Below are 20502 nucleotides of genomic sequence, written 5' to 3' on the forward strand. Positions count from 1 at the left end.
GCACCCGTGACCCTCGTCTCGATGACGCCCCTGGCGGCGCTGCCCAGCCCGACGACCGCCGTGTGGCAGCTCGGGCCGGTCCCGCTGCGGGCGTACGCCCTCTGCATCGTCGCCGGCATCGTGGTCGCCTGTCTGGTGACCGAGTACCGGCTGCGCCGGCGCGGGGTGGCCCCCGGCGCGGTGCTCGACATCGCGGTGTGGGCGGTCCCGACCGGCATCATCGGGGCCCGGATCTACCACGTGATCACCTCGCCCGAGAAGTACTTCGGCACCGGTGGCGACCCGTGGAAGGCGTTCGCCATCTGGGAGGGCGGCCTCGGCATCTGGGGGGCGGTCGCCGGTGGCGCGGTCGGCGCGTGGATCGCCGCCCGGCAGCTCGGCATCCCACTCACGGTGGTGGCCGACGCGCTGGCCCCGGGCCTGCCGCTGGCCCAGGCGGTGGGCCGGCTCGGCAACTGGTTCAACAACGAGCTGTACGGCGGGCGGACCAGCCTGCCGTGGGGCCTGGAGATCCACCGGATGGACCCGGACAATCCCGGGCACGCGCTGCGCGACGACGCCAACCAGCCCATCCTGGAGCCCGGTCTCTACCATCCGACGTTCGCCTACGAGGCGCTGTGGAACCTCGGCGTCGCCGGCCTGGTGTTCGCCGTGGACCGCCGGTTCAAGCTGGGGCGCGGCCGGGCCTTCGCGCTCTACGTGATGGGCTACACCGCCGGCCGGTTCTGGATCGAGCTGATGCGCAGCGACGAGGCGAACCGCATCCTCGGCGTACGGCTCAACGTGTGGACCGCCGGGCTGGTCTTCGTCGGCGCGTTGATCTACTTCCTGCGGGTACGGGGGCCGCGCCAGTTCCTGATCCCGATCGAGGCTCCCGCCCCCGCCGTCGCGGCGACCGGCGCCGACGTCTCCCAGGTCGACCTGTCCCGCACCGGAAAGGGATCCCCGGCGGCGGTCGCCCCGGTGGGGTACCAGGTGGTCGACGAGGAGCAGTTCACCACGTACCGGGAGACCGGGGTGCGGCCCGACGAACCCGGCGCGGACGACGTGCCGGCGACCGGCGACGGGGTCGCGGAGCCGGCCCCGGACGACGCGGCCCGGACCTCGGTGACCACCGACCGCCCCGCGGACGCCGCCGACCCGTCCGCCGCGACGACCGACCCGTCCGTCGCGACCGGTGACGTCCCGACCGCCGGCGGCGACGGCCCCGCCGCCACCGGCGACCGGCCCACCGTCGGCGGCGACGGTTCCGCCGCGACCGGCGACCGGCCCACCGTCGGCGGCGACGGTTCCGCCGCGACCGGCGACCGGTCCGGTGCCGGCAGCGGCCCTGCCGGTGCCGGCGGCAGGGGCGACCGCCCCACCGACCGGGACAGCTGAGCGGGCGCGGCATGCGCAGCGCGGTGGTGGTCGGGGCGGGGCTCGGCGGTCTGGCGGTGGCCGGTGCGCTGGCCCGCTCGGGGTGGCAGGTCACCGTGCTGGAACGCGCCGACCGGGTGCGCCCGGAGCCCACCGCCGTGGTGCTCTGGCCCAACGGGGTACGCGCGTTGCAGGTGCTCGGCCTCGGGGCCGGTCTGGATGCCATCGCCACCCCGCTGCCCGACGGGGGCATCCGTCGCCCCGACGGCCACTGGCTGGTGCAGCCCCGGCCCACCCCGGCCGACCGGATGCCGGTGGTCGTCCACCGGGAGGATCTGCACGACGCCCTGATCGCCGGCCTCGGGGAACGGGTCGAGCTGCGGACCGGGGTCGGGGTGGACAGCGTCCGGGCGGATGCCGGGGAACGGCCCGGGGTGGGGTGCAACGGGCGGTTCGTCGAGGCGGACCTGGTGGTCGCCGCCGACGGCACGGACAGCGTGCTGCGCCGCCAGCTGGCCCCGGAGGCCTCCGTGGTCAGCTCCGGCTGTGCCGCCTGGCGGGCGGTGATCCCCTGGTACCGGGCGAGCCTGCCGGGCGACCAACCGGTCGGCGGTGAGGTGCTGGGCGCGGGCTACCGGTTCGTGGCCGCGTCGCTGGGCGAACGGGGTTCCTCCGGGGGGTCGCGTCGGGGCGGGATCTACTGGGTCGCCACCGCCGCCGGAGCGCCCCGGCCTGAGCCGCCCCGGACACAGCTCGCCCTGCTGAAACGCTGGTTCGCCGGCTGGCCCGCGCCGATCGGCGAGCTGTTGGCGGCGACCGAACCCGCCGACCTGGTCCAGCAGGAGATCCGCGAGCTGCGCCCGCTGCCCCGGTCGTACGGCTTTCCGGCCGGGCCGGGCGGGGTGGTGCTGCTCGGCGACGCCGCCCACGCCATGCCGCCGCACCTGGGACAGGGCGCCTGCCTGGCCTTCGAGGACGCGGCCACCCTGGCGTCGCTGCTGCGGGAGTCCCGTCTCCCCGACGCCGTGCAGGCGTACGACCGGTTGCGTCGTCCCCGCGCGGCCACCGTGGTCCGGCAGACCCGCCGGATGTCGGCGGTGCTCCAGACCCGGGGCCGGCTGGCCCTGCGCGCCCGGGACGCGGCCCTCGGCACCCTCAGCCCCCGCCTGCTCTCCGGCGCCGCCACCACCGCCGCCGCCTGGCGCCCCCCACCCTCCTCCTGACCCTCCCCGCGCCGCCGCTCCTTCCCCGCGCCGCCGCTCCTTCCCCGCGCCGCCGCTCCTTCCCCGCGCCGCCGGCCTCGGTGATCAAGAGCTTTACGTCACCCCACCCGCCCCAGGTGACCCGAACCTCTTGATCACCCGTTCAAGCCGGCTGGGTGCGGGGGTGATCAAGAGGTTCGGGTCAACCCGCCGCCCCCACGTGACGTAAAGCTCTTGATCACCTGCTCAGGCCGGCTGGGTGCGGGGGTGATCAAGAGGTTCGGGTCAACGCGCCGCCCCCACGTGACGTAAAGCTCTTGATCACCCGAATCCGGGCCGGCCGGCGGGGCGAAGGGTGGGGGGCACGGTGGGGGAGGACGAGGGGGTGGGGGGTCAGAGGAGGGCGGTGGGTTCGGCTATGCAGGCGGTACCGATGCGGCGGAAGCCGACGCGGAGGTAGACCCGGGCGATCTCCTCGCTGCCGGCGGAGAGGAACACCAGGTCGGTGCCGGCGTCGCGGAGGGCGTGGGCGAGGGTGGCGGTGACCGCCGAGGCGAGCCCGCGACGGCGGGCGGCGGGCAGGGTGGCCACCCCGGCGATCTCGGCGACGTCGTCGACCCGCATGGCCATGCCGCTGGCCAGCGCGCCGTCGGCGGGGGTGCCGGCGACGACCGACAGCCGCCGGCCGTCGGCGATCCGGAGCCGCTCCTCGTCCAGCGCGGCCACGTCGAGTTCGGTCATGGCGGCGTCGCGCTGCTCGGGGCCGGCGTCGCCGCGGGCGGTGCCGGCGGCGGAGAACCCCACCGCGGCGACCGCGCGCCGGGCCGCCACGTCGAGCGCGAAGCCGGGTGCGTCCGGGTCGAGCACCCGCACGGGTACGTCGGTGAGCGTCGCCGGGTCGGGCAGGGCGGCCGGATCGAGCACCATCAGCGGTGCCTCCAGCACGCTCAGCCCGGCGGCGCGGGCGGTGGCGAGCAGGTCCGGGGTGGTGTCGTGCACCCACTCGAACGCCTCCGGCAGGCCCAGCTCCCGTTGCCGTTCGCGGACGGCGTGCACGTCGGCCAGTGAGGGTGCCGTGGTGGTGTCGAGGCGCGGCCGGGCGTAGAACGGCCAACCCTCGCCATCCCGGACAAAGAGCACCAGCGCGCCGTGTTCCTCGGGGTGGGCGGCGTCCCGGGGCACCGCGTCGTAGAAGCGTTCCAACCGGTCGAACAGATCGCGGTGTGCAGGATCCACCGCGCGAGACTACACGTCCCAGAGTCTGGACGGTGTGATCAATCCGCACTGGCCCCGCCCGGGTCGCCCTAACGTAGACTCAACAGACTGCCAAGGGCCGACGTCGTCCCGACCATGAAACAACCTGAGTGACGACAGGAGACCCGGTGGCCCTTCCGTACCCGCACACCCCGCAGCCGGTCCCGTCCGCGACCGGTCTGTACGACCCGGCGCACGAGCATGACGCGTGCGGGGTGGCCTTCGTGGCCGACCTGTACGGACGGCGTTCCCATGCGGTGGTGGCGAACGGCCTCGGTGCGCTCTGCCGGCTTGACCACCGCGGCGCCCGGGGCGCCGAGCAGAACACCGGCGACGGCGCAGGAATCATGATCCAGGTTCCGGACGCGTTCCTGCGCGCGGTGGTGGACTTCCCGCTGCCGCCCGCCGGCCAGTACGCCACCGGCCTGGTCTTCCTCCCCGACGACGACGGCGGCGAGGCCCGCGCCCGTCAGGTGGTGGAGAAGTACGCCCTGGTCGAGGGGGCCGAGGTGCTGGGCTGGCGCGACGTGCCGACCGACCCGAGTGGGCTGGGCGAGACGGCGCTGGCGGCGATGCCCCGGATCCGGCAGCTCTTCCTGGCCGCGCACCGGCTCACCGACACCCCGGCCGGTCCGGCCGGCTCCGCGCTGGCCGGCATCGACCTGGACCGGGTGGCGTTCTGCGTGCGCAAGCAGGCCGAGCGGGAGACCGCCGAGCGGGGGGTGACGGCCTACTTCCCGTCGCTGTCGGCCCGGACGATGACCTGGAAGGGCATGCTCACCCCCGACCAGCTGCCGGAGTACTTCCCGGAGTTGACCGACGAGCGGGTCGACAGCGCGATCGCGCTGGTGCACTCCCGGTTCTCCACCAACACGTTCCCGTCCTGGCCGCTGGCCCACCCCTACCGGTTCATCGCGCACAACGGCGAGATCAACACGATCCGGGGCAACCGGAACTGGATGCAGGCCCGCGAGGCGCTGCTGCGCAGCCCGCACCTACCGGGCAACATCCGTCGGGTGTTCCCGGTCTGCACCCCGGCGGCCTCCGACTCGGCCAACTTCGACGAGGTGCTGGAGCTGCTGCACCTGGCCGGCCGGAGCCTGCCGCACGCGGTGCTGATGATGATCCCGGAGGCCTGGGAGAACGACCCGGCGATGCGCCCGGACAAGCGCGCGTTCTACCGGTTCCACGCCAGCCTGATGGAGCCGTGGGACGGCCCGGCGTCGGTCGCCTTCACCGACGGCGAGATCGTCGGCGCGGTGCTCGACCGTAACGGTCTGCGGCCGGGGCGCTGGTGGCATACCGCCGACGGGCTGGTGGTGCTGGGCAGCGAGGCGGGCGTGCTCGACCTCGACCCGGCCACGGTGGTCGCCAAGGGCCGCCTCCAGCCGGGCCGGATGTTCCTGGTCGACACGGTCAACGGCCGGATCGTCTCGGACGACGAGATCAAGACCGAGCTGGCCGCCGCCCAGCCGTACGACGAGTGGCTGCACGCCGGCCTGATCGAGCTGGACGACCTGCCGCCCCGCGAGCACGTGGTCTACACCCACGATTCGGTGCGTCGCCGGCAGCAGACCTTCGGCTACACCGAGGAGGAGCTGAAGATCCTGCTCGCCCCGATGGCCCGCACCGGGGCGGAGCCGCTCGGCTCGATGGGCACCGACACCCCGATCGCGCCGCTGTCGACCCGGCCCCGGCTGCTCTACGACTACTTCCACCAGCTCTTCGCCCAGGTCACCAACCCGCCGCTGGACGCCATCCGGGAGGAGCTGGTGACCAGCCTGGCGTCGACCATCGGCCCGGAGGGCAACCTGCTGGACCCGGGCGCGGCGAGCTGTCGGCAGATCGTGCTGCCCTATCCGGTGATCGACAACGACGAGCTGGCGAAGCTGCTCGACGTCGACGAGGACGGCGACCTGCCCGGCTTCAAGGCGGTCCGGGTCTCCGGGCTCTACCGGAGCCGCGACGGCGGGGCCGGCATCAAGGCCCGGCTGACCGAGATCTGCCGGCACGTCTCCGAGGCGATCGAGGACGGCGTACGCATCCTGGTGCTCTCCGACCGGGACTCCAACGCCGACCTGGCGCCGATCCCGTCGCTGCTGCTCACCGCGGCGGTGCACCAGCACCTGGTGCGGGAGCAGACCCGGACCCAGGTGGCGCTGATCGTGGAGTCCGGTGACTGCCGCGAGGTGCACCACGCGGCGGTGCTCATCGGGTACGGCGCGGCGGCGGTCAACCCCTACCTGGCCTTCGAGTCGGTGGAGGACATGATCGCCACCGGCGCGCTGGTCGGGGTGGAGCCGGGTAAGGCGGTCCGCAACTACGTCAAGGCGCTCGGCAAGGGCGTCCTGAAGATCATGTCCAAGATGGGCATCTCGACGGTGTCGTCGTACTGCGGGGCGCAGGTCTTCGAGGCCGTCGGCCTGGACACCCGCCTGGTCGACCGCTACTTCCGGGGCACTCCCAGCACCATCGGCGGGATCGGGCTGGCCGGGATCCACGCCGAGGTCGCCGCCCGGCACGGGCAGGCCTGGCCGACCCCCGGCACCGCCGGCTCCACCCGCCTGGAGGTGGGCGGCGAGTACCAGTGGCGGCGCGAGGGCGAGCTGCACCTGTTCAACCCGGAGACGGTCTTCCTGCTCCAGCACGCCACCCGCAGCCGCCAGTACGACGTGTTCCGCCAGTACACCGCCAAGGTCGACGAGCTGGCCGCCCAGGCCGGTTCGCTGCGCGGGCTGTTCACCCTGCGGACCGGGCTGCGCCCAGCGGTGCCGATCGAGGAGGTCGAGCCGGTCACCGAGATCGTCAAGCGGTTCGCCACCGGGGCGATGTCGTACGGGTCGATCTCGGCCGAGGCGCACGAGACGCTGGCCATCGCGATGAACCGGCTGGGCGGCAAGTCCAACACCGGCGAGGGCGGTGAGGACGTCGACCGGCTGCACGACCCGGCCCGCCGCTCGGCGGTCAAGCAGATCGCCAGCGGGCGCTTCGGGGTGACCAGCGAATACCTGGTCAACGCCGACGACCTCCAGATCAAGATGGCGCAGGGCGCGAAGCCCGGCGAGGGCGGGCAGCTGCCCGGCAACAAGGTCTGGCCGTGGATCGCCCGGACCCGGCACGCCACCCCGGGCGTCGGCCTGATCTCCCCGCCGCCGCACCACGACATCTACTCCATCGAGGACCTCGCGCAGCTCGTGCACGACCTCAAGTGCGTCAACCCGGCCGCCCGGGTGCACGTCAAGCTGGTCAGCGAGGTCGGCGTGGGCACGGTCGCGGCCGGGGTCGCCAAGCTCAAGGCCGACGTCATCCTGATCTCCGGGCACGACGGCGGCACCGGCGCGTCCCCGCTCAACTCGCTCAAGCACGCCGGCACCCCGTGGGAGCTGGGCCTGGCCGAGGCGCAGCAGACGCTGCTGCTCAACAAGCTGCGCGACCGGGTCACCGTGCAGGTCGACGGCCAGCTCAAGACCGGCCGGGACGTGGTGGTGGCGATGCTGCTCGGCGCGGAGGAGTTCGGCTTCGCGACCGCCCCGCTGATCGTCGAGGGCTGCGTGATGATGCGGGTCTGCCACCTGGACACCTGCCCGGTGGGCATCGCCACCCAGAACCCGGTGCTGCGGGAACGCTTCACCGGCCGACCGGAGTTCGTGGAGAACTTCTTCCTCTTCCTCGCCGAGGAGGTCCGGGGCTACCTGGCCGAGCTGGGCTTCCGCAGCATCGAAGAGGCGATCGGGCAGACCGAGGTGCTCGACGTCGTACCGGCGATCGAGCACTGGAAGGGCCACGGCCTCGACCTGGCCCGGGTGCTGCACACCCCGCAGCTGCCCGAGGGCGCGGCCCGGCGCGGGGTCCGCGCCCAGGACCACGGCCTGGCGCAGGCGCTGGACAACGAGCTGATCGCGCTGGCCCAGCCGGCGCTGCGCGACGGCAGCCCGGTCCGGGTGGAGGTGGCGGTGCGCAACGAGCACCGCAGTGTCGGCGCGATGCTCGGCGGCGAGGTGACCCGCCGGCACGGCGGTGCCGGCCTGCCGGACGACACTGTGGAGTTCGTGCTGCGGGGCACCGCCGGGCAGTCCTTCGGCGCGTTCCTGCCGCGCGGGGTGACCCTGCGGCTGCACGGCGACGCCAACGACTACGTCGGCAAGGGGCTCTCCGGCGGGCGGATCGTGGTCCGCCCGGACGCCGCCGCGCCGTTCGTCGACCCCGACGCCACCGCCGGGCAGCGCGCCGAGGACCAGATCATCGCCGGCAACACCATCCTGTACGGGGCCACCGGCGGTGAGCTGTTCCTGCGCGGCCGGGTGGGGGAGCGCTTCGCGGTCCGCAACTCGGGCGCGGTGGCCGTCGTCGAGGGCGTCGGCGACCACGGCTGCGAGTACATGACCGGTGGCACGGTGGTGGTGCTCGGCGAGACCGGCCGCAACTTCGCCGCCGGCATGTCCGGCGGTACGGCGTACGTGCACCGGCTGGACACCGGCCGGGTCAACGCGGAGCTGGTCGACCTGGCCCCGCTGCGCGACGCCGAGCGGGAGCTGCTGCACGACCTGGTGCAGCGGCACGTCGCGGAGACCGACTCGGCGGTCGGCGCGGAGCTGCTCAAGCGTTGGCCGGAGGCGGTCGGGGAGTTCACGGCCGTGGTCCCCCGGGACTACCGCCGGGTTATGGAGATCATGAAGGCCGCCGAAGCCGCCGGCCGCGACGTCGACGACGCGGTGATGTCTGCGCTGACCGCGTCGGTGCCGCCCGCCACGCGGGTGGTCGCCCAGGAGGTGGCTCGTGCCTGACCCGAACGGTTTCCTGCGCTATGACCGGCGGCTGCCGGCCCGTCGTCCGGTGGCGGTGCGGATCAGTGACTGGCGTGAGGTCTACCCGCCCGCCGGTGAGGAGCTGATCCGCGAGCAGGCCACCCGCTGCATGGACTGCGGCATCCCGTTCTGCCACGACGGCTGCCCGCTGGGCAACCGCATCCCGGACTGGAACGACCTGGTCCGCACCGGGACCTGGGACGCCGCGGTGGAGTCGTTGCACGCCACCAACAACTTCCCCGAGTTCACCGGTCGGCTCTGCCCGGCGCCCTGCGAGGCGGCCTGCGTGCTGGGCCTGGGTGGTCAGCAGCCGGTCACCATCAAGCAGGTCGAGGTGGAGATCGCCGACGCGGCGGTGGCCCGGGGCGGGCTGAACCCCCGTCCGGTGCCGGCGTCGACCGGTCGTTCCGTGGCCGTGGTCGGCTCCGGTCCCGCCGGGCTCGCCGCCGCCCAGCAGCTCGCCCGCGCCGGTCACGCCGTCACCGTCTACGAGCGGGACGACGCGATCGGTGGCCTGCTCCGGTACGGCATCCCCGACTTCAAGCTGGAGAAGCAGCACATCGACCGGCGGCTGGCCCAGCTCGCCGCGGAGGGTGTGCAGTTCCGCACCGGGGTGGACGTCGGCGTCGACGTGACCGCCGAGGAGCTGCGGTCCCGGCATGACGCGGTGCTGCTGGCCTGCGGCGCGCTCCAGGGTCGGGACACCCCGGAGACGCCCGGTCGGCAGTTGCGCGGCGTCCACCAGGCGATGACCCACCTGGTCGCCGCCAACCGGGTGGTCGCGGCGGCCGGCGGCGGCCGGCCCGCCCCGGCGGTGCTGCCCGACGGTACGCCGATCGACGCGGCCGGCAGGCACGTGGTGATCATCGGTGGTGGCGACACCGCCGCCGACTGCCTGGGCGTGGCCCACCGGCAGGGCGCGGCCGGGGTCCACCAGCTCGACCTCTACCCGGAGCCGCCGCACGGCCGGGACGCCGCGCGGGATCCGTGGCCGACCTGGCCGTGGGTGCTGCGTAACTACCCGGCACACGAGGAGGGCGGCGAGCGGGTCTTCGCGGTCGCGGTGCAGGAGTTCGTGGACGACGGCACCGGCCAGGTCAAGGGCGTCCGGATCGCCGAGGTGACGGTGGAGCGGCGGGACGGCCGCCGGATCGTCACCGCGCTGCCCGGCTCCGAGCGGGAACTCCCGGCTGACCTGGTGCTGCTGGCCATCGGCTTCGAGGGCACCGAGGAGCAGCCGCTGCTGGCCCAGTTCGGGGTGGTCCGCAACGCCCGGGGCGCGGTCGACGCCCGCCCGGACTGGCAGACCGACGCCGACGGCGTCTTCGTCGCCGGGGACATGCACCGGGGCGCATCGCTGATCGTCTGGGCGATCGCCGAGGGGCGGGCAGCCGCCGCGGCGATCCACTCCTACCTGGGCGGGGTCGGTTCGCTGCCGGCTCCGGTCGATCCGGCCCGGCAACCGCTCGCGGCCCGCTGACCCCCGCCCGCTGACCCCGACGGCTCCGGCCGGCGCGCTGGTCTGTCGGACCTGCTGGTCTGTCGGACCTGTGGTCTGTCGGACCGGCCCGCTGTTGCATCGTTTCCGGCAGTTCGATCGGTGGCCGTCAGCCGACCTGGTCTGCAGGTCGGCTGACGGTCCGCCCCTGCGGCTCCGCCGCCGTTCGCCGGTGCGCTGGGTCGACTCGGCCGCCGTTCGCCGGTGCGCCGGGTCGGCTCGCAGCCGCTTCCGCTGGCACGACCTGTCCGGGCTCCTGGTGTCGCGGGGCGTCGGGCCAGCTCTCCGGAAGCATGTGACTCCAGGAGGGGATATGCCTGGCAGGCATTTTTATGACCGCCAGGCATATTGCTCTCCGGAACCATTGTTCCGGCCAGGCTCGAGCCCGCTCCGATCGAGCCCGCTCCGATCGAGCCCGCTCCGATCGAGCCCGCTCCGATCGAGCCCGCTCCGATCGACGCCGCTCCGATCGACGCCGACCAGGGTCGGCCCGAACCTGACCCCGTTCTGACCTCGATGTCAGCCGTCCCGGGCCGAAGCGGTCCCGGGCCGAAGCCGTCCCGGGCCGAAGCCGTCCCGAGGGCCGAAGCCGACCCGAGGGCCGGAGGTGGCGGTTCCGGGCCGGTCCGGGCTGCCCGCCCCGGTGCCGGGGGCAGGCAGCCCGAACCGGGGTCGGTCAGCGCGCCAGCAGCTGGTGCGCCGACCGGATCCGTGACCACGACGTCGGCTGCGCCGGGGAGGTCGCGGTGCGGGTGGCGGTGGCCGGGGTGGGGCGGCCGGGGGTGAACAGCCAGGTGGTGAAGACCGGGTCCAGGTCGACGCCGGAGATCTGCTCGGCGAGCGCCTGGAAGTCGGCGATGCTGCCGTTGCCGTACCGGTGCGCGGCGGTCCAGGCCGGCAGGATCCGGAAGAACGCGTCGTCGCCGACGGCCAGCCGGATCTGGTGCAGGGCCATCGCGCCCCGGTCGTAGACCGCGTCGTCGAAGACCGCGCCGGCACCCGGGTTGCCCGGCGGGACCTGCCAGAACCCGTCGTCGGCCGGGTAGCTGGCGTAGGTGAAGTCGAACAGCTCCTGCGCGCTGCCCTCACCCTGCGCCTCCGACCAGAGCCATTCGGCGTACGAGGCGAAGCCCTCGTTCAACCAGATGTTGCTCCAGTTGGTCACCGAGACCGAGTCGCCGAACCACTGGTGGGCGTTCTCGTGCACCACTACGTACGGGTTGCTGCCGCGTCGCCAGAAGCCGGGACCGTACACCGGGCGGGTCTGCGTCTCCAGCGCGAAGCTGATGCCGTCGATCGGCCCGGCGACACCCCCCAGCGCCTCGAACGGGTACGGCCCGAAGATGCCGCTGGCCCAGTCGACGATCTCGGCGGTCCGCTCGATGCTGGCCCGGGCGGCCGGAGCCCGGTCGCCCAGCGTGGTGCTGTAGGCGTTGATCACCGGTAGCCCGCTCGGGGCGGTGTCGGTGACGATGTCGTACTGGCCGATCGCCAGGAACGCCTGGTAGGTGGCCCCGGGCCTGGTGCTGCGCCAGCCCCACCGCAGCCGGTTGCCGGCTTCGGCCAGCGGGGGCCGGGGCTGGACGCCGTTGCTGATCACCTCGACGCCGGTGGGCACCGAGACCGAGATGTCCCAGGTGGCCTTGTCCAGCGGGTGGTCGTTGGACGGGAACCACCACCAGGCCGACTCGGGCTCGTTGACGGCCAGCGCGCCGTCGGCGGTGCGGGTCCAGCCGGAGTAGCCGTCGACCAGGGTCTCCGACGGGACGCCGGAGTAGGTGACCACGATGGTCAGCGCCTGGCCGGTGCTGATGCCGCGCGGCGCGGTGACCGCCAGCTCGTGGACGCCCTCCCGGGCGAACTGGGCGGTCCAGCCGTTGACCCGCACCGACTCGACGTCGAGCAGGAAGTCGAGGTTGAAGCGGGAAAGGTCCTGGGTGGCGGTGGCCAGGATGGTGGTGGTGCCGCTGAGCCGGTCGCTGGCCGGTTCGTAGCGGAGCCGGACGTCGTAGTGGTCGACGTCGTAGCCGCCGTTGCCGTAGTCGGGGAAGTAGGGGTCGCCGAGCCCGGCGCTACCGGGTTTCGGGGCGGCCGAGACCGCGACCGACCGGCTCTTGCCCGGTCGGGCGTCGGCCTGGCCGGGGGTGCCGGTCACCAGGGTGCCGGCGGTGGTGACGGTCAGGGCGGCGATGGCCGCCGTGAAAACACGTCGCACGGGGTGGACTCCCTCCATCGGGGTGTTCGCACCGACAACCTAATCGACGCCGGTGGAACCATGCGCGCCGGACGGGTGGGGATCGGCTGTTCTCTTTGTGTCGATGTTTCGCTAGCATTACCGACTAGTAACAAAGCCTCACCCCCTTGGCCACGCGCGCGGTCCAGAGGCTTCACCGTTCCTGCCCCTGGAGGATCGTCATGCCCCACCGCGCCCTACCCCGCCGCGCCCTGGCCCGTGCCGTCACCGCGCTGACCGCCCTGCTCGCCACCGTCGTCGGCGTCGTGCTCGTCCCCACCGCCGCCCAGGCCGCCACCGTCCACTACGTGGCGCTCGGCGACTCCTACTCCTCCGGCGTCGGCGCCGGACCGTACGACCTGTCCACCTGCCTGCGCAGCCAGAAGTCGTACGCCCCGCTGTGGGCCGCCGCCAACGCGGTCACCAGCTTCGCCTTCCCCGCCTGCGGCGGCGCGGTCACCGCCGACGTGATCAGCAAGCAGCTCGGCGCGTTGAGCGCCACCACCACGCTGGTCACCATCACCATCGGCGGCAACGACGCCGGCTTCGCCGACGTGATCACCAGTTGCCGGTTCGGCAGCACGGCGAACTGCACCGCAGCGGTCGACAAGGCCAAGAGCTTCGCCACCGCCACGCTGCCCGGCCGGCTCGACGCCACCTACGCCGCGATCCGTGACCGGGCCCCGAACGCCCGGCTGGTGGTGCTCGGCTACCCCCGGCTCTTCGAGACCGGCTCCTGCGGTGTGCTGGCGATGAGCAGCTACAAGCGGACCATCCTCAACGAGGCCGCCGACGTGCTCGCCACGGTCACCGCCGCCCGGGCCGCCGCGGCCGGGGCCACCTTCGCCGACGCCCGCCCGTTCTTCACCGGGCACGGCGTCTGCGCCGCCGCCCCGTGGATCCGCGACGTCAGCGGCGTCATCGAGGCGTACCACCCGAACGCCGACGGCTACCGGTACGGCTACCTGCCCACGTTGGACGCCGCGCTGCGCTGACCGGCGCGGCCGGGGTCACCGGCGGCACCGCACCGGGCACGGTCTGTTGCCGACGTCGTCGACAATGGGAGGCCTGTGGTCTCCCGGACGACGGTGGAGGTGCCCGTATGCGCGAACCGGTGACCCCGCCGCCGCCCCGGCCGCCGGCCGCGGACGACCCGCAGCCCCGGCCGCCCACTGCGGACGGCCCCCCGGTCGGCGGCGCGGAGCTGCTCGCCCTGCTCACCCGGCTGCTGCGCCGGCCCCGCCGGGACGACCGCCGGCTGCCGGTGCTCTGGCTGGTCCGGGCGGCCACCGGCGGCGACCCTGGTCTCCTGCTGCGCCGGTTCGTCGGGCGGGGCGCGGGTCGCCAGGTGCCGCACGCCGTACTGGACCTGGCCGCCCGCCCCGACCTCGCCGACGTCCCGGCCCTGCTGCGGGAGCTGCGCCGACAGTTGTCGTTGGAGGCGTTCGGGGCGGCCCGGCTGCGGTTCCGGCACTATCCGCTGGCCGACTGGCTGATGCAGCAGACCCTCGAGGTGGGCGTCGACGGCGCCGGCAGCGGGCGGGCCAACCTGGTCCGTCGGCTGCGTGACCGGCGCGGTCAGCGTCCCGTGGAGGAGCCGCAGGTCAGCGGGGAGTCGGGGGTCGGCACGGCGCTCCAGGTGCTGCTCTGGCTGCTGCGCCGGGCGGTGCCGAGCGTGGTGTTCCGGATCGCCGTCTCCGGCCGGGTGCCGGCCGTCGGGAGCCAGTACCGCTGGTTCATGCGGCAGCAGTACCTGGCCCCCCGCCAGTCGGTGACCTTCCTCGGGTTCGCCGAACGCCTCACCGCCGGGTGGCGCGACGGCGAGCAACCGGCCCAGGTGGACAAGCTGCTGCTGCACGCCTTCCTGGAGGACCTGCGGCAGGCGTACCGGCGACGGGTCTGGCGGCCCGGGGACTGGCGGCGTACCGCGTACCCGGTGCTGCTGCTCGACGGGGTGACCGTGGGCGGCGTCGGGCACACCCTGGTCCGGCTGCTCAACGACGTCCGCAACGAGACCGGGCGCAACGATCCGCTGCTGGTCGTGGCGCTCGCCGCCGAACCGCCACCGGAAACGCCCGGCACCCGCCCGCTGCGGGAGGCGGACAAGGCGTGCGACGAGTGGGCCGAGGCGGTGTCCGAGACCCGCCGGTTGCGGCGGCCCGCCGCCTGGCTGGTGGTGCTGCGACCGGACGCCGACGACGCCACCCCGCCCCGCGGGGCGGTTCCGCCCGCGCTGGTCGCGCCCGACCCGCCGTGGTGGTCGCGCCGGTTCCTGCCGGCCGCCGTGGTGCTGGTCCTGCTGGCCGGGGTCGGGGTGTGGGCGGACAGCCGGTGGACGACCGACTGCCATCCGGCGCTGGCCGGTCAGGTGCGGGTGCGGTTGATCGCCGAGGAGTGCGTCGGCTACAGCGACCATGCGGCGCAGGTGTTCAACAGCGAACCCGGCCAGGAGCGGCTGCGGGCGGTGCAGCGGCGGATCTTCGCGCAGAACCGGGCCGCCGAGGAGGTGTGGCGGCGCAGCGACCACCGCCGCCCCTACCTCACCCTGGTCTACCTGGGCACCCTCACCGGCAACCGGACCCGGCCGGACGAGGAGTCGTACGTCTCCGAACGGGAGGAGCTGGAGGGCCTGGCCACCGCCCAGTACGCGCTGCTCAAGGAGTCGGCGGCGGCCGACGGCGCGGCCCTGCTGCACGTGGTGGTCGCCAACGGGGGCCGGCAGATGCGCCACGCCGGGCCGGCGGTGGCCATGCTGGAGGAGTTGGCCCACGACGATCCGACCGTGCTCGGGGTGGTGGGGCTGGTGGAGAGCCGGGCCAGCACCGCCTCGGCGTTGCGGGAACTCAACCGGGTGGGGCTGCCGGTGCTCGCGCCCACCCTGTCGGCCGACCGGATGTCGCAGAACTCCAGCCTCTACCTCCAGGTGTCCGCGCCGAACGCCGATCAGGCCCGGATGATCGAGGTGTACGCCCGGCAGGTGCTGCGGGTGACCGAGGCGCACGTCTACTACACCACCGGCGAGCGCAGCTCCCTGACCGAGGATCTCTACGTCGGCACCCTGGTCGACGGGCTGCGCCAGCGGTTCGGCACCCGGCTGACCCGGCTCGACGAGTGGAGTGTCGGGCGACGGTTGACCAGCGAGTGCGGCTACCAGGGTGTGCTGGTGTTCGCCGGCCGCTGGTCGGAGTTCGACGGCTTCCTGCGGGCGTTGAAGGAGTGCGGCGGCAACCCGCCCCGGCACCTGGTCGGCGACGACTCGGTCAACCGGTACATGGCCAACCCGGGGTTGCGGGTCAACGCCCCGGGCAACCTGCCCGTGACGTACGTGTCGAAGGCGGCACTGGCCACCTGTGCCGTGCTGCGGGCCGCACAGGCCGCCGGGGACGACGCCCGGGGCAGCTTCCTGAACTGGGTCGGCTCGGCCGACCTGCTCGACCCGCCGCGCTGCCGCGACGGTGCCGGCGTACCGGTCGGCGAGCGGGTCAGCCTCGCCTACGACGCGGCGATGATGATGGTGCGGGCGGTGGAGAGCCTGGCCGCCCGGCTGCGGCACGCCGACCCCGGCTGGCGCTGGGATCCGCACGCGGTCAACCCGGTCGGCGTGCACGCCGAGGTGCTGCGCCAGAACGCCGCCACCGGCTACCCGGGGGTGGCCGGGGTGATCCGGTACGCCCCCGACTCGGGCGAGCCGGTCGCCAAGCGGCTGGCGCTGCTGCGGGTGGCCCGGGTGCCGGACGTCGCCGCCGAACCGGTCGAGGTGTTCCACTGCGGTGCCGCCGACGGCGGGCCGGACCCGGGCTGCCGGCCGGTCTGACCGGCGGCGGGCCGTGCGTCGTGACCCGGCGGGGCGTTAGGGTTCCCTCGTTTCGTCCGCGCGTCGGTGGGGGGCAGTGGGTGGGCAGGCTCGCGTCCGCGTACGGGCAGGCGGTCGCCGTGCACCGGCAGGCCCGGCAGCGGTGGACGGCGGCCGGCGCGGCGCTGGCCCGGCTGTCCCGGCGGCCCGTCCCGGAAACCACCGCCGATCTGGTCGCCCGGCTGTCCCGGCTGGCCAACGTGCTGGCCGCCCCGTCGGCGTCCGGTGCGCCGGCACCGGTGCGGATCGGGGAGGCGTCCACGGCGGAGGGCCGGTTCCCGCTGCTGCTGCCGTTGGGCGCGGGCCGGCACCTGGCGGTCGACCGCGACGCCCGCGATCCCCGGGTGGCGGTGCTGCTGCGGCTGCTGGTGCTGCGGCTGCTCAGCACGGCCGCGCCGGGCACCGTGCGGGTGGTCGGCATCGACCCGGCCGCCTGGGGGGCCACCTTCCTCCCGCTGCGCCCGTTGCGGGACGCCGGGGTGCTCGGCGCCGTCGCCACCACCGGGGTGGAGATCGCCGCGCTGCTGGACGCCGCCGAGGCGCACGCCCACGCCGATGCGGGGGAGGCGGAACTGCTGCTGGTGGTGGCCGCGTCCGCGCCCGGCCCGAAGGAGCTGGCCCGGCTCGCCGCGCTCACCCACGCCGGGCCGGCGGCCGGGGTGTGCGTGCTGTTCGCCGGGCGCGCGGTGACCACGCCCGGCCAGGCCGCACCCGCGCTGGGCGGCACCACCGAGGTACGCCTCGACGAACGTTACGCCCGCATCGGCGACCCGCCGGGGCAGCCGTTCAGCGACGACGGCACCGGGTTGGCCGTACCGGTGCTGCTCGACGACGACCCGCCCGCCTCGGCGGTGCGGGCGCTGGCCGACCGGCTGGGCGCGCAGGTGCGCCGGGAGACCGCCGGGCACCCGGCCGACCCGCTGCCCGGGCAGCGCCGGACCGGGTCCACCCGGGCCGGTCACCAGCCCGGGGAGGGGCGCTGAGTGGCCGACTACGACGAGTACGCGGCGGCCGTCCGGCAGCTCTCGACGCGGATCCGGGAGGGCGGGTCAGGTGCCGCCGCCGAGGCGGAGCGCCGCCGTGCCCTGAGCGCCGGGGTCGACCAGCTGGGCCAGCGGCTGGCCGCCCAGGAGCAGCGCCTCGACCAGCTCGGCGCGGCGGCCGGCCTGTCCCCGGTCGTCGACGCCGCCGACCGTGGCCCGGCCGCTGACCGTGCCCCCGGCTCCGGTCCGGCGTCCGTCGCCGGTAGGGACATTGCCGCGACCGCCGGGGCGTCCGCCGCCGGTAGGGACGCCGCCGCGACCGTCGGGGCTTCCGCCGCCGGTAGGGACGCCGCCGCGACCGTCGGGGCGGACGGCGACGCGGACGGCGATCCGGCGGTCGCGTTGGCGCAGGCCCGCCGCCTGGTCGACGAGGCGGACCGGCTGGGTGGGCGGGCCGAGGCGCTGGCCCGGCGGCCCGCGCTGCTGCCCACCTGGTCGCCGACGGCCCGCGCGGTCGCCGTCTATCTGGGCTGTGCCGCCACCGGCGCGCTGGCCATGCTGGCGCTGGTGGTCGCCAACGGCTCCGGCCTGGTCGACGGCGTGACCCTCGGCGCGTTGACCTGCGCCGGGCTGCCGTTGATCTCCTTCGTCACCGGCTGGCTGGTGCTCGGGCGGTGGGGACGACCGGCCCTGGCCGGTGCCGACGCGTCCCGGTTCGCCCCGCTCGGCTTCGTGATCTGCGCGCTGCTGCTGCCGTCGACGTACTGCGTCGTCCTGCTGCTGGTCCGCTTCCTGGGCTGACCGGACAGCCGGCTTTCGTCCTGGGTGGACCGGTCGTGGGTCGCTCACCCGGCGGTACTGGAGCGGATCTGCGATGCTGACGGGCGTCGGCCCCCCACCACGGCCGGATGCTCGCGGCGGTGACGCCTGCCGGGCGTACGGCCACAGGGGAGGGACGGCCGGGGTCACGTCGACCACCGTGCCCCCGCCGTGTTCACCGCGATGAGACGAGAGCCCTATGCCATTGAGGAAAGTCATCGCCGCCGCGTCGATGGCGGCGGCGCTGGTGGGTGTCAGCGCCGTGCCAGCCCAGGCGGCGACGGGCTACAACCGTTGCCCGCAGTTCAGGATGTGTGTGTTCACCGGCCCCAACGGCTCCGGCACCATGGCGGCCTTCGCGGTCGGCGACGGTGACCTGGGTGACAGCAACGGCCCGACCGGTATGAACAACAACATCGAGAGCTTCTGGAACAACAGCGGTCACCACTGGGACTTCTGGGACCTGCCCGGCTACTCCGGTGACGTCCGGCACTCCGAGCCGTACGTCGGCGGCAAGAACTTCGGTTCCGCCTGGGACAACCGGGTCTCCTCCCTGCACGACTACTGACCGGCACCGCGCCCGCCCGCAGCCGGGGAAACACCCCGCGGCCGCGGGCGGGCCGCGTCCGTCTCGGAACGGGCCGCACCATCGTCGCCTTGCTCCCTTGTCCGACCCTCTATCGTGGACGGCGCACCACGCGGTGTGGCCAATGACCGTCCGATCCGGGTGGTGTCGATGAGGTGTCAGCGTGATTGACGGCGGTCGGCGTGAGAAGCTCCTCCGGGAGTTGTCGATATCGCTGGTCAGCGGACTGATCCTCGCCGTCGCGGGTAAGGCGTACGCGTCGTGGGCGGCCACCGCGTGGGCCAGGTCGGCCTGGCTGGTGCTGCCGGCGGTCGTCGCGGCCGCGGGGACCGCGTTCGCCGTCACCCGCTACCGCCATCACTCCGGCCGGCGACAGGTGTTCCTCCTGGTCTCGGCGTTCGTGCAGAAACACTGGGTCGCCGAGCTGGTGGAGAACCTGGTCCGGTCGCTGGACCGGCACGGTATCGACCTCGTCCTCAAGATCCCACCGTACGAGTACGGCGGGCACGGCCAGCTGCAACAGCTCGCTGAGCTCAAGCGGAACTCCCGGGCCTTCCTCGGTGGCTTCGTCATGGCCGCCGACAGCGCGGCCAACCGGGTCGAGTTCGAACGGTTCTGCCGGAGCCTGCGCATCCCGATCGTGTTCATCGACTCGTCGCCGTTCGAGCACGTGCGCGACTTTCCGCCGAACGCCGCCTTCGTCGGGTGCGAGGATGCCGAGATCGGTGCCCGGTCGGCCGAGTCGGTGGCCCGGATTCTGCGGGACCGGGGTGTGCCGTCGCCGAGCGTGCTGGTGGTCGGCAGCAACGAGCACTCCGGCCGGCAGGACGCCTTTGCCGCCCGGCTCCGGGCAGAGGTGGCAACCGTCGAGATCACCGTCAACGGCCAGGGCCGGTTCGATCGTGGGCGGGCCGCCGGGATAGTCGGCCAGATGTTGCAGGAGGCCCACCGCAGAGGCACCGCCGTGGACGTCGTGTTCTGCACCAACGACGAGATGGCTCTCGGGGCGGTGGACGCGGTGCAGAAGCGGGCGGCCGCGGGCGAAGGCATCGGTGATCCGGTCATCGTCGGGGTGGACGGCACCCGTGAGGCGATCGCGACGATCGACGCGGGCGGCACCCGGTTCCGGTCGACCGTCGTGCAGGAGTCCGGCCGGGTGGCCGAGGTGGCGGTGAGCAACCTGCTCAGGCTCCGGGACCATGAGCCGCTGGACGTCAGGACGTACATCCCCACGATGATCTATCCGCTCGGCGACGCCTCCACGGCGGTGTCCGGCCCGAGGGGTGTCAGGCAGCACGACGCGTCCTGAGCGGCGTACCGACCGGACAGGGTGGAGGAGATGGTGTGGTGGCGATGACCGGCCCGGGTGGGCGCGACGGTGGCGAGCTGGACGGGTTCCACGTCGGGTGGGTGCCGGCCGCGGCGGGCGACATGGTGTCGGACTTCGCGTCCGAGTGGGAGGACGTCACCTTCGCCACCCGGGTGTGGGAACGTGCGGTCGAGGACGGTTACCAGGTGGACCTGCGGGTGCACGTGCTGCGGGGGGACCGGCTGGCCGGCCTGGCGGAGCTGCGCGACTACCTGGCCGAATACCACGAGCGCGATCCCGTCGACTGGCCGCTGACCGGGTTCGACCACGGTCAGGGGGCCGGGTTCGTCGGTGACGGTGAGGCGTTCTGGCTGGTGGAGCCGGGCCTGGCGGTCGACGTACTGGTGGATGTGGAGCGGTTCGGCGCGGACGCCGCACGTGTCGTCGCCGCATCGGTGGTCACCACCGGCTGAGGGTCGAGCGCGGCGGTAGTTCCAGCGGCAGGCTCGCTCGCGATCGACGGAGATGCATGGTGTCGGAAACCCGATAACGTGCGGCTACCCGCAGAGGGATTCGCATTCATATCCTGACGTGTTCACCG

At 73.9% G+C, this 20502-nt stretch carries 13 protein-coding genes; 11 read left to right on the top strand and 2 right to left on the bottom strand.

Annotation, left to right across the window (positions count from 1 at the left end):
- The first annotated feature begins 6 nt into the window (after positions 1 to 6).
- Complete coding sequence (lgt, locus tag GA0070623_RS27130; RefSeq protein WP_231932563.1) at positions 7 to 1380, top strand: prolipoprotein diacylglyceryl transferase; 1374 nt, start codon at positions 7 to 9, stop codon at positions 1378 to 1380.
- 11 nt (positions 1381 to 1391) lie between these two features.
- A complete protein-coding gene (locus tag GA0070623_RS27135; protein ID WP_067314581.1) occupies positions 1392 to 2582 on the top strand; it encodes an FAD-dependent oxidoreductase in 1191 nt (396 codons plus the stop codon).
- A 372-nt stretch (positions 2583 to 2954) separates the two neighbouring features.
- Here the strand turns inward: GA0070623_RS27135 and GA0070623_RS27140 are convergent, their stop codons facing one another.
- On the bottom strand, positions 2955 to 3797 hold the full coding sequence (locus GA0070623_RS27140) for a GNAT family N-acetyltransferase (RefSeq protein WP_067314579.1): 843 nt from the start codon (positions 3795 to 3797) through the stop codon (positions 2955 to 2957).
- Positions 3798 to 3943: 146 nt separating this feature from the next.
- On the opposite strand from GA0070623_RS27140, the gene gltB reads away from it, so the two are divergent.
- Both gltB and GA0070623_RS27150 read left to right on the top strand, forming a co-directional pair.
- The gene (gene gltB / locus GA0070623_RS27145) at positions 3944 to 8599 is read left to right on the top strand and encodes a glutamate synthase large subunit (RefSeq protein WP_067314577.1); all 4656 of its coding nucleotides are present in this window, start codon (positions 3944 to 3946) and stop codon (positions 8597 to 8599) included.
- Positions 8592 to 10100: a glutamate synthase subunit beta gene (locus GA0070623_RS27150; protein WP_067314574.1), complete on the top strand. Its 1509-nt coding sequence runs from the start codon at positions 8592 to 8594 to the stop codon at positions 10098 to 10100. The genes gltB and GA0070623_RS27150 overlap by 8 nt, the downstream gene beginning before the upstream one ends.
- Before the next feature lie 694 nt (positions 10101 to 10794).
- Here GA0070623_RS27150 and GA0070623_RS27155 read toward each other — a convergent pair.
- Entirely contained in the window at positions 10795 to 12333 is a 1539-nt protein-coding gene (locus GA0070623_RS27155; RefSeq protein WP_067312613.1) for a M1 family metallopeptidase, read from the bottom strand.
- A gap of 200 nt (positions 12334 to 12533) precedes the next feature.
- Between GA0070623_RS27155 and GA0070623_RS27160 the strand changes: the two genes are divergently transcribed.
- The 7 genes from GA0070623_RS27160 to GA0070623_RS27190 all read left to right on the top strand — a co-directional run bounded on the left by GA0070623_RS27160 (position 12534) and on the right by GA0070623_RS27190 (position 20374).
- Positions 12534 to 13346 (top strand): SGNH/GDSL hydrolase family protein, encoded by an 813-nt coding sequence (locus GA0070623_RS27160; protein WP_067312611.1) that lies wholly within the window; start codon positions 12534 to 12536, stop codon positions 13344 to 13346.
- Positions 13347 to 13453: 107 nt separating this feature from the next.
- Entirely contained in the window at positions 13454 to 16165 is a 2712-nt protein-coding gene (locus GA0070623_RS27165; RefSeq protein ID WP_231932564.1) for a type 1 periplasmic-binding domain-containing protein, read from the top strand.
- 80 nt (positions 16166 to 16245) lie between these two features.
- The gene (locus GA0070623_RS27170; protein ID WP_067312609.1) at positions 16246 to 17187 is read left to right on the top strand and encodes a hypothetical protein; all 942 of its coding nucleotides are present in this window, start codon (positions 16246 to 16248) and stop codon (positions 17185 to 17187) included.
- Positions 17188 to 17988, top strand: coding sequence for a hypothetical protein (locus GA0070623_RS27175; RefSeq protein WP_067312607.1), 801 nt, complete (start codon positions 17188 to 17190; stop codon positions 17986 to 17988).
- 217 nt (positions 17989 to 18205) lie between these two features.
- Positions 18206 to 18574 carry a peptidase inhibitor family I36 protein gene (locus tag GA0070623_RS27180; protein ID WP_084261487.1) on the top strand — a complete coding sequence of 123 codons (369 nt, stop codon included), beginning with the start codon at positions 18206 to 18208 and terminating at the stop codon, positions 18572 to 18574.
- A gap of 181 nt (positions 18575 to 18755) precedes the next feature.
- Complete coding sequence (locus tag GA0070623_RS30180) at positions 18756 to 19901, top strand: substrate-binding domain-containing protein (RefSeq protein WP_067312604.1); 1146 nt, start codon at positions 18756 to 18758, stop codon at positions 19899 to 19901.
- 44 nt (positions 19902 to 19945) lie between these two features.
- Positions 19946 to 20374, top strand: coding sequence for a hypothetical protein (locus tag GA0070623_RS27190; protein WP_067312621.1), 429 nt, complete (start codon positions 19946 to 19948; stop codon positions 20372 to 20374).
- The last annotated feature ends 128 nt before the right edge of the window (positions 20375 to 20502 follow it).

Source organism: Micromonospora rifamycinica, assembly GCF_900090265.1.
GTDB classification, from domain to species: Bacteria; Actinomycetota; Actinomycetes; order Mycobacteriales; family Micromonosporaceae; genus Micromonospora; species Micromonospora rifamycinica.